The organism is bacterium (genome assembly GCA_035529855.1).
In the GTDB taxonomy this organism is placed as follows: domain Bacteria; phylum RBG-13-66-14; class B26-G2; order WVWN01; family WVWN01; genus WVWN01.
In genome coordinates this window covers 1-14,115 of record DATKVX010000086.1, presented here as the reverse complement: position 1 = coordinate 14,115, position 14,115 = coordinate 1, and the positions used below count along the sequence as shown (strand labels likewise).

Genomic DNA, 14,115 nt, shown 5'->3' with positions numbered 1-14,115 from the left:
CCTCCGGGAACTCGAGCTCCCAGTGGAAGAACTCGCGGCCTACGCCGTGCTCGTCGCCGTGGCTCAACGCCGTCGCCGCCGCCACTATCGGCAGGGATAGTAATTCTTTGGGCCGACTTATGGACGCGAGCGCTGCCGCGTACTCGTCGGCGGTAACGTCGTTGCCAAAGTACGTACTGACCCACGTGTCGGCCACGGCCTGGAACGGCTTCAACCGTTCCTGGGCGGTGCGGAGTAGGGTTTCCTTTACCTCGACATCTTCTATCGCGTCGGTCCCCCGGGCGAGTATCCCCATAACCTCGTTCAAGGCGTTAGGCATCGCCTGCTCGAGGCGCGTCGCGAATAGGTTTTGCGTAGGCGCGGCCTCGTTCTTTTTATTTTTCCGGGGGACCTCGCCTAAGTCATCGACGCGGGCACCTACTAGGCTGTTGCCGAGCTTGAGGTGGTGGTCGAGGAACGAAAGGGGCTTGTCCTTCGCGACGGTGTGTAACCAGAGGCTCAACTTAGCCAACTCGACCGCGAGTGGGTTAAGGTCGACGCCGTAGATGCAGCGCTCGACGGCGTCGCGCTGGTATTCCTTTTCGGTTTTCTCCGCTTCCGCGCCGGCGTACTCGACGCACCGCCGCCCTACGTAGTCTACGGCCCCCACGAGGAAATGCCCGGAGCCCATCGCCGGGTCGAGGACCTTTATTCCCAAAACCGCGTCCGGCGTGGCCATTTTTTCCGTCAGCGGCCCGAGCGTGTTTTCGACTATGTAATCCACTATATATTCGGGTGTATAGTAACTGCCGGTGGCTTTGCGCTCCCCTTTATCGGTATATAATTCAATTCGGTCGTCTTTCAATGTGGGGTGGAATTCCAGAAGCCCCTCGTATATCGAGCCGAGGTGGCGCACGTCTAACTCGCCGTAGTCGACTTGGTGTCTGGTGCGGCCTTTTTTATCCTGGGCGAACGCAATAAGCGCCAGCGCACCGGCCAAGTAGCGGTCCGGGACCGCGTATTTTGACAGGAAGCCGGCAGGGAGGAACGGCAGGCCGTCCTCCTTAAAAAGGCCGCCGTTATATTGGGGTACTTTCAGGCTTGCGTCGCCCTCGTCTATTAACCGGAACAAGTGCCTTAGCCGGTCGTAAAGCATGGACCTATTTTCGCTAAAGGTCTCGGGCGCACCGCGGTCCACTTCGTTTAAAATTTCTTGAAGCGAGTATCTTTTATAAGCATCTTCTCCCCGGGGCAGTAGGTTTTTGTTCTCTGCGTAGAGTATGAATAGCAACCGGTATAGGAGTATTACCGACCCCTCGTAGATATCCTTTATTTCTAGTTCGGCGTCGAGATTACGGAAGCCATTACATAAAAGCTCAAGGGCTTTATATGCTTTTTCTTTCAGGTCTTCGCCTATTTCCGCCCAATAATCCCCGCTTTCTCTGCGTACTAATTCTTGGACGCCGCGGGCGAACGCAGGTCCGCTGAACAGCGCGTAAAATAAATGGAACGCGTCGTCGTCAAGAAGGGCTTCCGGTAAATTAATTTCAAAGAACGATTGCGAAACCGGCGGCGTGTTTCGGTTATAAACCCGCCAAAGCCGCCCGTCGGTTAATACGCCCCAATCGGTCGCGGTATCTTGAATGTAGTTTGCGATCTGCTTCGTAGGGATGGCGTTGGGGTTTTTGTCTAGCGCCGTCCCGCCGCCTTTATCCAGCTCCCGGCCCCACCTTTTGGCGTCCGCCAACGCCGAGGCTCCTTTGTATTTTTCTTTGTCCCGGGCGTCAGCTTCGGCGCGCGTTTTTTCGTCCCCGAAAAACGCGTAGTCGGCCTCTTGGCCCCCGGGTACGTTTACCGCGACAATATAATGTATGCCGAGCGCGTTTAGAATAGGTCTTATCAGATCGTCTTCAAGTTGGGCTTCGTTCTTTTGAGCCACCGTCTTTATATTTTTATCTATAAGGGTTTGTATATTTTCCTTTAACCCCTTAGGCGGCGCCATTTTTTTATATTCGGCCGTCTCGGGAAATCGACGCTTTACATAGTGCTCCGAGAAAAGCCCTACGCATCGCGGCTTCATATTAGGTAACGTCTGTTGCGTCCCTATCATCACTCCCACTCCACCGTGGCGGGCGGCTTGGAGGTTACGTCGTAGACGACGCGGTTGACGCCGGCCACCTCGTTCGTGATGCGGCTCGAGATCCTGGCCATGAGTTCGTGGCACATGCGGTACCAGTCCGCGGTCATGAAGTCCGCCGTCGTTACGCAGCGCAGCGCGCACACGTACTCGTACGTCCGCTCGTCGCCCATCACGCCCACCGACTTCACCGGCAACAACACCGCCAGCGCCTGCGCGATCTCGTCGTAGACGCCGGCCTCCCTTATCTCCTCCCGCAAGACAGCGTCCGCCCGCCGGAGCGTCGCGAGCTTCTCGGCCGTGACCTCGCCTATGCACCGCACCGCGAGGCCCGGCCCCGGGAACGGGTGGCGCCCCACTATTTTCTCCGGCAGGCCCAGCTCCCGGCCTACCGCGCGCACCTCGTCCTTGAATAGCTCCGCCAGCGGCTCGAGCAGCTCGAAGGGCAGTTCCTCCGGCAGGCCGCCGACGTTGTGGTGCGTCTTAATGATGTCCGACGGCCCCTTCACGGAGCGCGACTCGATGCGGTCCGGGTAGAGTGTTCCCTGCGCCAGGAACTTCACGCGGCCGTCGACCTTCTCGGCCTCGGCGCCGAATACGTCGATGAAGGTGTGGCCTATGACGCGGCGCTTCTGCTCCGGGTCCGCCACGCCCTCGAGTTTATTTAAAAACAGCTCGCCGACGCGGGCCACCGTGAGCGGTATCCCGAGCTCGCCGCGGAAGACGCGCTCGACCTCGTCGACCTCGCCCTCCCGCATCAGGCCGTTATCGACGAAGATGGCGTGGACGCGGTCGCCGACCGCGCGGTGCAGCAGCGCCGCGAGCACGCTCGAGTCCACGCCGCCCGATAGCGCCAGCACGACGTGTTCGTCGCCTACCAGCTCCTTTATCTCCGCGACCTTTTCGGTTATGAAAGACGCCGGCGTCCAGGTGGCCTCGAGGCCGGCTACGCCGAAGACGAAGTTGGCCAAAATGCGCGAGCCGTGTTCGGTATGCGTTACCTCCGGGTGGAACTGCAGGCCGTAGATGCGACGCGCGTCGTCGCCCACCGCGGCGTAGGGCGAGTTATCGGAGGTGGCGAGGGCGCGGAACGCCGGCGGCAGCTTATCGAGCCGGTCGCCGTGGCTCATCCAGACGCGGAACTCCTCCGGGACGCCGTCGAAGAGGGGGTGGGGCGACGGGACGCGCAGCGTGGCCGGGCCGTACTCGCGCGCCGCCGCCCGCGCCACCTCGCCCCCGAGCGTGGCCGCTATGTATTGCAGGCCGTAGCAGATGCCGAGGACCGGGACGCCCAGCTCGAGCACCCGGGCGTCGGCCCGCGGCGCCCCCTCGGCGTATATCGAGGCCGGCCCGCCCGACAGGATGAGGGCCTGGACGTTTCCGGCCTTCAGCGCCTCCGGGTCGACGTCGTACGGCTCGATGGCGGCGTAGACGTGCTGCTCGCGCACCTTGCGCGCGATGAGCTGCGTGTACTGGCTGCCGAAGTCGAGGACTACTAGCTGAAGTTGCACTTACACTCCCGCGACGTCGCGGCCCTTGGGGAACTCGACGTCGTAGTTGAAGGTTATCTTTTTCTTCTCGCCCTCTTTGAGCGTGAAGTGCCACTCCAGCAGGCCGTCGTCGCCCTTTTCCATCGGCTTGGGCTTGGCCTCCGTCATCTTGACCTTGATGTCCTTGTCCAACGGCACCGGGAGGCGCTGCTTGACGACGACGCCGGCGGCGGCGCCGGTATGGTTCTCGAGGTCGGCCTCGGCCTTGAACGTTATCTTCCGATTGGAGCCCGTAAGGCCCGACGACTCGTCGGTGACCCGCTGGCAGTCGTATTCCACTTTAAGGCGGTCGTCGGCGCCGAGGTAATACTCGAGCTCGGCGCCGGGGACGGTCAGCTCGAGCTCGGCGCGGCCCACGTACTCGTCGCCGCGGAAGACGTTCGCGACGCCCGGCAGGAACGTGAGCTCGGTCTCGTTGGTCGCCTTCGCACGTAAATACGCGACCTCGCCGTATTCGGGCGTTACGACGTGGGCGAGCTCGCCGCGGAAGCGGTGGGTGCTGACGGCGACGACGTGCGGCTCGCCGTCGGCCGGGACGGAGGGCAGGCCCGGGACGACGTACGTTACCGCGGGCCCCCGCGTCTCGACCGCGGCCTCGGCTTGCTCGGCTTCGTAATACGCCCCCGCCTCGAGGTCCGCCTTGGCCTCCAATAGCTCTTCGGGTTCTTCTTCGGCGACGGCTTCAGCGCGGACGACGGCCTTGGCCTGGGCGGGCGCGGGCGCCGCGACGTACGGCTGGTAGAAGTCGACGTATTTGGGCTCGAGCTCGGGGGGCGCCGCGCCGGCCTGCGGCCGCGTCGTCGACAGTTTGAGGTTGACGTCGGCCCAGTCCTCGCCCGTGTTCTGGTAAACGGCGGCGCGGTATTGGACCTCGGTTTCGTTGCGGGTCTCGTCGAAACGGAGGTCGTACGTGGGCTCCCAGTGGGCGTCGGGCATGACGTAGCTCAGCGTCAGGTCGAACTCGCCGCCCACGGAGCACTCGTAGGACACGGCGGCGGTTTTCTCCTCGCGCGGCCGCGGCGCCTTGTGCTTCTCGTACTCGAACCGGAGTATTTCGAGCTCGCGGTCCTTATCGCGCAGCGCCTTATCGAGTTTCAACAACTGCGCGTTGGACTTGCCGAGGTCGTCGTAGAAGAACGAGACCACGCCTTCGGCTTCCGCCAAATCCAAACGGCGGCGCGCGATGGTTTTGGCGAGGTCGCGGGTCGCGGCTTCGCTCAGCGCCTGGACGCCCCGCCGCCGCTCGGCGGTGACTTCGCGTTTATCGGCCAGCGCGCGGCGCTCGTCTTCGGCCTTCTCCAGCGCCAGGCGGAGCTTCTCGGTTTGGGCGGCCGACGGCCGGCCCGGGAATTCGCGTCCTATCTTCACGCCCATTATCCGTACCTTGGCCGGGCCGGAACCGGCGACGCGCAGCGAGTACTCGTCCAGCGCCGCGGGCAAGCTCCGCACGACGATGGTGCCTTCGCCGACGTCGAGCGCCAGGTGGGCGGCCCGGGTGATCATAGCCCGGTCGGCGTACGCGGTGACGGCCGATATCGCCGAATCGGCGCGGTGGGTGCGCGGCACCTCGCGCATCGCCTTCTTGCGTCTTTTCGTCGCCATACTACCTCGCTTCGGCTCTGCCCAGAATAAGGCCGACCAGCGCCCCGGCGAGCGGGCACCATACCAACGAATCGAGTATCCAGGCCCAGGCCGTGGCCGCGGGCATTTTGACCCACAGTATTACCGACAGGGTCGAGGCCAGCACCACGCCGAACCACACCAGGGCGCCGAAGATAAACCCGCGTAGGGCGGCGGGGCCCGGTAGCGCGCGGCTCAGCGTCCAATACAGCAGCGCGAAGAGGAGCCCCGCGGCCACCGAGAGCAGCGCCATATGGGTCATCATCGCCGGGTACGTCCGCCAGACGGCGAGGTGCGCCGGGTCCGCGTACGACGCGCCGAAGACAGCGGCGTGAAAGAGAAAGCCGGTCCCTATTTTAATTATTCCCGCGACGACGCCGGCGACGATCCACCTTAAAAACCTCACGCCTATACCCCCTTCACCTTCCGTTAGTTTTCGCGATGCCGGCCGCTTCGTCCATGCTGCCGGTACGGTAACCGTCGAGGTCGAGCGTTACGAACTTGAAACCCAGCTCGCGCAACCCGGCCGTAATGCGTTCCCGTATTCCGGGTTTGGTCGCCCGGGGTAATTCCTTCGCGTCGAGCTCTATCCGCACGGTAGGGCCGTGGAAGCGGCAACGTATCTGCTGGAACCCGAGGTCCGCCAGAATTTCCTCCGCGTCCTCGATGAGCTTCAACTTTTCAAGCGTTATCTCTTCGCCGTACGGAAAACGCGACGCCAGGCACGCCGAACGCGGCCGTTCGAAGTTGGGAACGCCGTTCTCGCGCGCCAGCCACTTAACCTCCTCTTTGGTCAAACCGACCTCGGCCAGCGGCGAAATTATCCCCAGCTCGCGCGCGGCCCCGGCCCCCGGGCGGTGTCCCTCGAGCTCGTCGGCCGTGGTGCCGTCGGCCACGGCGGCGAGGCCGTTCTCGCCGGCGAACTTCTTGAACTCCCCGAAGAGCGAGCGCTTGCAATAATAACACCGATCCGGCGGGTTGGCGCGGAAAGTGGGGTCCTCGGCCTCGTGCGAGTCGATAATCGCGTGTTCGGCGTCGAGAATGCGCGCCGTGGCCTGGGCGTGTTCGACCTCGCGGGAGGGGTAGGCCGGCGAGCGGGCCGTTAGCGCCAGTACGCGGCCCCGAACGGCCTTCTGCGCCGTCGCGAGGAGGAACGTCGAGTCGGCGCCTCCCGAGAAGGCGACCAGCAGCGACGGCAACTCCCCGAGTCGCGCCAGGAGCTCGCCGTATTTTTTCTCGGCCGCCGTGGGCATTACGGAGAGACCTCGTCGATAACGCCGCCGCCGAGCAGGGCGTCGCCGTCGTAGAAGGCCGCGGATTGGCCGGGCGCTATGGCGCGCCGCGGCTCGTCGAACGTCACCGCCCACGTCGCCGGGGTCAACCGGCGCAGCGTCGCCGCCGCGCCCGGGTCCCGGTAGCGCACCATCACGGTGGCCCGCACTTCGTCCCCGTCGGGCGGGAGCAGCCAATTCACGTCGCCGACGCGGAACCGGCTCGAGGCCAGCGCCGGCCCCTCGGCCAGTACGACGGTGTTCGTCGCGGCGTCTATCTCTTTTACGTACAAACGGGTTCCGCCGGCGACGCCCAGGCCCCGCCGCTGGCCTACGGTGTAGCGGGCGATGCCGGCGTGCTCGCCCAGCACGTTGCCTCTCTCGTCCACGATGGGGCCGGCTTCGCCCCCCACGTCGCCCGCTCCCTCGACGAGGTCGGCGTACGAGCCGTCCTCGACGAAGCAGATGTCCTGGCTCTCGGGTTTATCTGCCGCGGCCTTCGTCACTTCGGCCAGGAGGGCGCGGACTTCGGTTTTCAGGAGGCCGCCGACCGGGAACAGAATCGCCGGCAAGCACTCGCGCGGCGTGGCCCACAGGAAGTACGACTGGTCCTTGGCGGCGTCCACCGCGCGGCGAAGCACGTATCGGGACGCCTCCTCGTCGTACTCGCGGCGGACGTAGTGGCCGGTCGCGACGGCGTCGAAGCCCATCGCCCGCGCGCGGCGCAACAAGTAGTCGAACTTCACGATGCTGTTGCAGCGGACGCACGGGTTCGGCGTCCGGCCGCGCGCGTACTCGGCGACGAAATCGTCCACCACGGCCCGCCGGAACTCGTCGCGGAAGTCGAGGACGTAGTGCGGGATGCCGATATGTTTCGCGAGCGCCGCCGCCTCCCGCACGCCCGCGGGCGAGCAGCACCAGCGGCCCGAACGCGCCCGGGCGTCGTAGAGGCGGAGCGTAACGCCGGCAACGTCGCAGCCCCGGCGCTTGAGCGTCAACGCCGCCGCGGCGCTGTCTACGCCGCCGGACATCGCTACTAGGGTCTTTTCGGCCATGGCGGGATATATTCGAATGTAAAAAATATCACACCGCGGCGGCCAAGTCAACGGCCGCCGGTTTCAGCGGATATTGCCACCCAACCGTACCAAGTACTCGAGCGGTAAGCGGAAAAATCCCCCCGTCGCCCGGGGATGCGCCGGCGTCGGGGTTTCGGAGCGGGATTATTTGAAGCGGCGGCGGTACTCTTCCAACTTCTGAGCGGCGACCGGCGGGTCGACGTGCTCGTACGCTTTGGCGATGAGGTAGAGCGCTCGCTCCTCGCCGGCGTCGAGTTCGACGACGTCGCCGTAGCGGCGTATGGCTTCGCCGTAGTCGCCCCTCGACGCCGCGACGGTCGCGAGGTCGAAGAGGGCGCGTTTATTACGGCGGTCGAGCGCCAGGGCTTCGGTTAGTTCCTCGGCGGCGCGTTCGCTTTCGCCGCGGCGGAAGTAGACCTCGGCTCGAGCGCACCTGGCCTCCGCGACGTACGGGAATACGTCGAGGAATTCGTTCAAATAGACGTCGGCCTCATCGTAGTGGCCGGTCTCGAGCAGCGCCTCGGCCAGGTAGTAAGGCGCCGCGGCGTCGCCCGCGGCCCGCGCTTTTTTGAATTCTTTTATCGCTCCCGGCAATTCCCCCCGGGCGAGGTTTATTTGACCCCGGACGAGGTAGTAGCGGCCGGTTCCGGCTTCGGGTTCGGCCGCCAACAACTTCAACGCTTTCTCGGTTGCGCCCCGCCGCGCCCAACCGTCGGCGAGGACGGCCAATGCGGGAGCGGGTACGGCGGCCTTGGGCTCGCCCAAGGCCTCCGCGAGCACCGCCAGCGCCCGCGCTTCGTCGAGGGCCTCCAACGAGGCCGCGGCGCCGGCCCAGGCCGCGGGCGAAGCCGGGTCCTCCGCCAGAACCTGCTCGTAGTACGCGAGCGCTTCCTCGTGCGCGCCCCGCAACCTGAGCTCGTCGGCCGACGACAAGAGCTCGCCGCCGGGACGGTCCGCGGCGGCCAGTGCTACCGAAATAACGAGCGGGATTATGAGGATTCCCGTCTTTTTAAGGTTTTTTGCCGGCACGTAAGGCGGAAATATGGTTACGGGCCGATTTTAGGTTGGGCGTCTCGGCGGCCACGTTGACGGTTTGACGGACGTAGTCTTCCCATATTGAGAGGGCTACGCGTTGGTCGATCTCTTCGTAGGCTAGTGCGAGCCAATATAGGATCGATATATCTTCCGGGGCCAAGGCGCGCGCTTCCCGGTAGAACTTTATGGCCGGCACCGGCTCGTGGGCATAATAATGGGAAAGGCCACAATTGAAATTGGCGGCGACGAGGCCGGGGTCCAACAGCAGCGCTTCCTCGAAGGCTTCCGCCGCCGCTTGATACAAGCCCATTTTGTTCAATATTACGCCTAAGTTGTAGTGGATTTCGGGGCGGTCCGGGTCGCAGCGGGCGCATATCTCGTATTCGGCGCGGGCCTCCTCCAGGTTCCCGGCGACGCCGTAGCAGTACGCCAGATAGAAATGGGGCGCGAGCTCGTCGGCGCGCGCATAGCACGCCGCCGTCAATATGTTTATGGCCTCCTCCCCCCGTCCCGCCTCGATCAATCCCTTCGCTTGGACGACGTCGCCGGCGGGCGCGGCGCCGGCCGGGCCCGAACATATAACCGCGGCCCATACGACGGCGCAGGCCGCGAGGCGGCCGGAGAGGGGTTTAGTCTTTTTCATCTTCCGTCGTCCCCCCCGAAACGCTCTCCAGCGTCGCCAGGTACTCCTTGGCGCGTTCCACCCATTTGGCCTCTTCCGGGAGCTGCTCCGCTATGGTCAGGTAGCGGTCCCAGGCCTCGACGGCTTCTTCCACGCGCCCCCCTTCCATCAGCGCGTGGGCGTAGTTGTACAAGAGGTCGGGGGAGTAGGGGTCTTCGGCGAGGGCTTTTTCGTAGTAGACGATGGCCTGGACGAAGTCCTTGCGGAGGTGGTATATCCGGCCCATATTGAAGTAGGCGTGGTGGTAATGGGAGTCGACGGCGAGCGTCTTGCGGTACGCCTCGAGGGCTTTTTCGGGCTCGCCCAGGTCGGTGTAACAAACGCCGATGTTGAACTGGGCGTCGGCGTTTTCGGGGTCCTTGGCGAGGCATTTTTCAAATTTTTCTATAGCCGCTTCGAAGTCTTCCTTTTCGTACTCCGCCTCACCCTGTTTGAACAGCTCGTTGGCTTCCTCCAAGAGCTTTAGTTTATCCTTGGCGCCGTGTACCGTTGCCGTCAACGCGAGGGCGGCCAACCAGAAAAAGGCGACTTTCGATCGGCGACTAAATTTCGGCATAACCGCTTTAATAACCTTCCAGGAGCCGGAGCCGCTGCGAGGCTTTGGCGCGACTCTCGGCCAGGTCGTCCCGGCCGGCCGAGTATTGCAAAAAATCGCGGTAATACGAGGCCGCCGCGTCGGCATCTTCGTCGGCGTCGGCCAACGCCGCGAGGTTGTAGTAGGGTTCGGCGAAATCCGGTTTTAAGCGCACGACTTCCCGGTACCCCTCCCGCGCTTCCTCCACCCGGCCTATTTGTTGTTTGACGAAGGAAAGGCCGAAGAGGTAGTGCGCGTTCTCGGGGAACCGGTCCACCAACCGTTGGTATATTTCCAGTGCTTGCTCGAACTCGGCGGCCGCCGCGTAATCCGTGGCGTATTCCGCCAGAATATCCGAGCTCGCCGCGCCTTTCGCAACCGCCTCGAAGTAATAATCGACGGCGCTACGCCGGTCCCCCGCGGCCTCGTACGTCGCCGCCAACTCGGCGAGCGTCGGGCCGTCCCGGCCGTGCTTCAAAGCTTTCTCGTAGTACGCGATGGCCTTCTCCGCGTCCCCCGCCGCCCGCGACCACTCCGCCAACGCCAAGTAAATCGGCCGCGTGCCGGGCCGCTGCGTCAGGTAGTATTCCAGCGTATCTCGCGCCTCCCCGCGGCGACCCAAGTGGTCCAGCAACTTGACCTTCAGAAGATGGGCGTCAACTTTATCCAGGCCGCGGGCGAAGGCTTCGTTGAGGTAGTACAGGCCACCGCGATAGTCGCCGCGCCGCTCCGCGATGACCGCCAAGTTGAAGAGGACCGCGGTATCGTCGGGGTACGCTTCGCGCGCGACCAGGAGGTCCTCTTCCGCCGCTTCGAACTCCCCCCGCGCCATCAGCGCGAGCCCCCGTATGAGGTGGGTGCCGGCGTCGTCGGGCCACGTCGCGAGAATTTCGTCCGCGAGCTCATACGCGCGTTCGTAGTCGCCTACCAACAACGCCGTCTGGGCGAGGTTCCGCCGCGCCGGCAGGTCCCCCGCGGCGACGACGCTTCCCGCCAGCGCCCCCGCCAAAAGCGCAATTCTGGTAAGCGAAAGCCTCATTTTTAAGGGAAGTCTAACAAAACATAAAAGCATCGTCAAGCTAAATGTCTTTTGTTTAAAGGCTATTTTACCCTTGACCCGTAATTTGCTATGTGCTACAATATAGTATAACTGGGTGCTGGAGCAACCGGGCCCCCCGAACGCGTTTCGGCGGGGCCTTTTCGCACGGAGGGTTTGATATGGAACGCCTCGAGTTTCTATGGTCCGAGCTTTTTGGAGACGAAGACGTCGACGCCGAGTTCGACCACTCCCGGCGCGAGGAGCCTCCCTGGTTCGGTTTCGTCCCGAGGGTTTTGGCGCTGGACGCGACGTGTCCCGCCAAGCCGGCGTTCGCGCTGTGGCGTAGCGGCGAGGTAGTGGAGGCCGGCGTTTTCAACTTCGGCCGGAGGGAAACGCCGGGCAAGCTCCGGGGGCTACTTATGTTGGCGGAGGTGTTCGCCGATTTCTGCCGGGAGCGGAACCTGTTCGGCGCGTACCTGGCGACGTTCGACCTGTTGGAGGATGCGGCGCGCGCCGCGGCGACCGCGACCCTGGCCCGGGAAGCGGATTGGTGCGGTATGCTAATACTCGAGCCGCTGTCGTATCCGGCGGACGCGGCCGTCGAGCCTGCGCGCTGGCTGGCGGAGGTCGCCGCGGCCCGGCTCAAGGCCGGCCTCGTTCTGCCGCCGGAAATGGTAGCGCGCCGCCGGCCCGATAGGTCGAAGGGGTTAAAACTCCCCCTGGAAGGCGCCGGCGTAACCGTCGGCCAGAGGCGCGGGGAGCTTGAGGAAGACGAGCTGGATTAGGCGGGCGCCCCGCCGCAACCGCACCCCCGCCGGCGACGCTACCAGGAGCAGCGCGCGGCTGCGCCCCCGATACCCGGTGTCCCACAGCGCGGTCGCGACCGTGGCGCCCATCCGCAACAGGCTCGAGCGCGGCCGGGCGAACGCGCACAGGTCGTCGTGGACGTTCACCGTCTCGCCGAACGTTACGGCGTAGCCGCCGGCGTCGAGGGTAATCCATCCGTCGTCGTCGAACGCGAGGGCCTCGGCCTCGGGGATGACGCGGTCGCCGTTGTCGAAGCCGAGGCGCCCCGGGCCGCGCCACGCGCCCACCTCCGCCAGCGTGAGCTCCACGCCGTTGGGTTGGAGCTGCTCGTCGGCGCAGGGCGTTACCAGCGGCGGCGTCCACTCCAGGACGCGTCGGCGCAACTCTTCGCCCGCGAGTATCGCCATTTAATCCAGCGGCCCTTCCAAGAGGGTGAGTATCTCGCCCGCGAGGTAGAACGAGCCCGCCACGGCCACCAGGCCGCCCTCGCCCGCGATGGCGAGGCCGCGCGCGAAGGCCGCGGGGGCGGGCGTCACCGCCTCTACCCTGCGGAACGTTTGTCGCGTCGCGTCGGCCAGCTCCGCGGCGTCGTATGCCCGCGGCGTCGCCGCGGCGGTCGCTACAGCGTAGCCGACGCGCGGCGCCAGCTCCCGGGCGAAGGCCGCGGCGTCCTTCTCCGCCGACATCCCCCACACGAGGACCTTCCCGTCGGCCGGTACGCCGTCTATGACCGCGGCCAGCTCGCGCGCCGAGGCCGCCGTATGGGCGACGTCCAGCACGACGGCCGGGGAACCCGGAAAGAGCTCGAGCCGCGCGCGCGCCCTTCCGCCCTCCACCCCTCGCCGCGCCGCCTCCGCGGGAACGTTGAGGGGGCTGAAATTCTCCAACGCCGCCAGCGCGACGGCGGCGTTCGTCCGCTGCGCCGCGCCCGCCATCCCGGCCTTAATCCCCGAGAGCTCGAGCCGCCGGCCGCGGTAGTCGAAGGTCCCGTCGCCGTTTACGGAAAAATAAATCTCGTCGCCGACGAACGCGACGGGAGCGCCGACGCCGCGCGCGACCTCGCGAAGCACGCCGGCCGCGGCCTCCTCCTGCGGCGCGCTCACCGCCGGGACCTCGGCCTTGAAGACGCCCGCCTTCTCCGCCGCGATTATCTCGATAGTATCGCCCAGGATTTGCGTATGGTCCAGGCCCAGCGTCGTCACCGCTACCACCGCCGGCTGCACGACGTTGGTGGCGTCGAGGCGGCCGCCCAGGCCGGCCTCCAGTATCGCGACGTCTACGCGCCGCTCGCGGAAGCACAGCAGCGCGACGGCCAGCAGCGTCTCGAAGTACGTCCGGTAGTTGGCGGCCTCGGCCCCCGTCATCGCCGCCTTCACCTCGGCGACGAGCCGGCCGAAGTCCTCTTTGGAGATCATCTCGTCGGCGACGGTAATCCTTTCGCGCGCCGAGCGGAGGTGGGGGGAGGTGAACGTCCCGGCGCGGCGGCCCGCCGCCGCGAACGCCGCGGCCAGCATCGCGACCACCGAGCCCTTGCCCTTGGTCCCTACGACGTGCACGACCGGAAAGGCTTCTTGAGGAGTGCCAAGCCGCGCGAGCAGCGCGGCGAAGTTCTCCAGGTCGAAGACGCGCGTATCGTAGCGGCGCGGCATGTCGCGCTCGTAGTTGACGAGCGAGTTCAGGAAGGCATGGGCGTCGTCGTAGTTCATATATAATTAGCCGGCGTAGGGCGACGGCTCGCGGGGTTCCTCCTCCCCCTCGGCCGGCGGCTCTTCGTCCTCCTCCGGCTCGCGTTTGGGGTACGCGAGCCACGCTACGCCGATGGAGATGACGTACAACAAGAGCAGCGGCACGGCGAGGATGGACTGTGTGAAGACGTCGGGCCCGGGCGTGAGCGCCGCGGCGAGGATGAAGACGAAGAGGATTACGTACTTCCATTTGGCCGTCAATAATTTGGGCGAGACGATGCGGAGGCGGGCCAGGAAGAAGATGACCACCGGCGCCTCGAAGACGAGGCCCGTCGCGAGCATGAGGCGCAGCGCAAGCGACGCGTAGCTCCCCAGCGTCCAGTCGGCGGTCAGCGTCTCGGTCTCGAAGGAGCGGAAGAACCGCATCGCCGGGAACAGCATATAGTAGCCGAAGACGACGCCCGCGGCGAAGCAGGCCGAGGTCGCGACGACGAAGGGGAAGGCGTACCGCTTCTCCTTCGACAGGAGCCCCGGCGCGACGAAGCGCCATATCTGGTAGAAGATGAAGGGCGACGTGACGACCAGGCCCGCGATGAACGCGACGGCGAGGTGGACGACGAAGGCCTCCGCGGGCTTGATGTACTGGAACTTGCCGGCGCC

At 65.1% G+C, this 14,115-nt stretch carries 14 protein-coding genes; 1 reads left to right on the top strand and 13 read right to left on the bottom strand.

Annotation, left to right across the window (positions count from 1 at the left end; translation table 11 throughout):
* From VMX79_09510 to VMX79_09465, 10 genes are all read right to left on the bottom strand, one after another.
* Positions 1-1,726: N-6 DNA methylase (locus VMX79_09510; protein HUV87338.1), on the bottom strand; the 1,726-nt coding region annotated here is incomplete at its 3' end.
* A gap of 362 nt (positions 1,727-2,088) precedes the next feature.
* On the bottom strand, positions 2,089-3,627 hold the full coding sequence (guaA, locus tag VMX79_09505) for a glutamine-hydrolyzing GMP synthase (GenBank protein HUV87337.1): 1,539 nt from the start codon (positions 3,625-3,627) through the stop codon (positions 2,089-2,091).
* Complete coding sequence (locus VMX79_09500; protein ID HUV87336.1) at positions 3,628-5,268, bottom strand: mucoidy inhibitor MuiA family protein; 1,641 nt, start codon at positions 5,266-5,268, stop codon at positions 3,628-3,630.
* Position 5,269: 1 nt separating this feature from the next.
* A complete protein-coding gene (locus tag VMX79_09495; GenBank protein HUV87335.1) occupies positions 5,270-5,692 on the bottom strand; it encodes a hypothetical protein in 423 nt (140 codons plus the stop codon).
* Between the two features lie 13 nt (positions 5,693-5,705).
* Positions 5,706-6,539 (bottom strand): ATP-dependent sacrificial sulfur transferase LarE, encoded by an 834-nt coding sequence (gene larE, locus VMX79_09490; GenBank protein ID HUV87334.1) that lies wholly within the window; start codon positions 6,537-6,539, stop codon positions 5,706-5,708.
* A complete protein-coding gene (gene mnmA, locus VMX79_09485) occupies positions 6,539-7,612 on the bottom strand; it encodes a tRNA 2-thiouridine(34) synthase MnmA (GenBank protein HUV87333.1) in 1,074 nt (357 codons plus the stop codon). The genes larE and mnmA overlap by 1 nt, the downstream gene beginning before the upstream one ends.
* 165 nt (positions 7,613-7,777) lie before the next feature.
* Positions 7,778-8,662, bottom strand: a complete 885-nt coding sequence (locus VMX79_09480) for a tetratricopeptide repeat protein (protein HUV87332.1) — start codon at positions 8,660-8,662, stop codon at positions 7,778-7,780.
* Positions 8,643-9,311 (bottom strand): tetratricopeptide repeat protein, encoded by a 669-nt coding sequence (locus tag VMX79_09475; GenBank protein ID HUV87331.1) that lies wholly within the window; start codon positions 9,309-9,311, stop codon positions 8,643-8,645. Before VMX79_09475 ends, VMX79_09480 begins: the two co-directional genes overlap by 20 nt.
* Positions 9,298-9,906, bottom strand: coding sequence for a tetratricopeptide repeat protein (locus VMX79_09470; protein HUV87330.1), 609 nt, complete (start codon positions 9,904-9,906; stop codon positions 9,298-9,300). The genes VMX79_09475 and VMX79_09470 overlap by 14 nt, the downstream gene beginning before the upstream one ends.
* Before the next feature lie 7 nt (positions 9,907-9,913).
* Positions 9,914-10,963: a tetratricopeptide repeat protein gene (locus tag VMX79_09465; GenBank protein HUV87329.1), complete on the bottom strand. Its 1,050-nt coding sequence runs from the start codon at positions 10,961-10,963 to the stop codon at positions 9,914-9,916.
* A 179-nt stretch (positions 10,964-11,142) separates the two neighbouring features.
* On the opposite strand from VMX79_09465, the gene VMX79_09460 reads away from it, so the two are divergent.
* The gene (locus tag VMX79_09460) at positions 11,143-11,748 is read left to right on the top strand and encodes a hypothetical protein (GenBank protein HUV87328.1); all 606 of its coding nucleotides are present in this window, start codon (positions 11,143-11,145) and stop codon (positions 11,746-11,748) included.
* Here VMX79_09460 and VMX79_09455 read toward each other — a convergent pair.
* From VMX79_09455 to tatC, 3 genes are all read right to left on the bottom strand, one after another.
* Entirely contained in the window at positions 11,671-12,177 is a 507-nt protein-coding gene (locus VMX79_09455) for a deoxyuridine 5'-triphosphate nucleotidohydrolase (protein ID HUV87327.1), read from the bottom strand. The genes VMX79_09460 and VMX79_09455 overlap by 78 nt on opposite strands.
* Positions 12,178-13,476 (bottom strand): Mur ligase family protein, encoded by a 1,299-nt coding sequence (locus VMX79_09450; protein ID HUV87326.1) that lies wholly within the window; start codon positions 13,474-13,476, stop codon positions 12,178-12,180.
* Positions 13,477-13,482: 6 nt separating this feature from the next.
* A partial coding sequence (gene tatC, locus VMX79_09445) for a twin-arginine translocase subunit TatC (GenBank protein ID HUV87325.1) occupies positions 13,483-14,115 on the bottom strand: 633 nt, incomplete at its 5' end.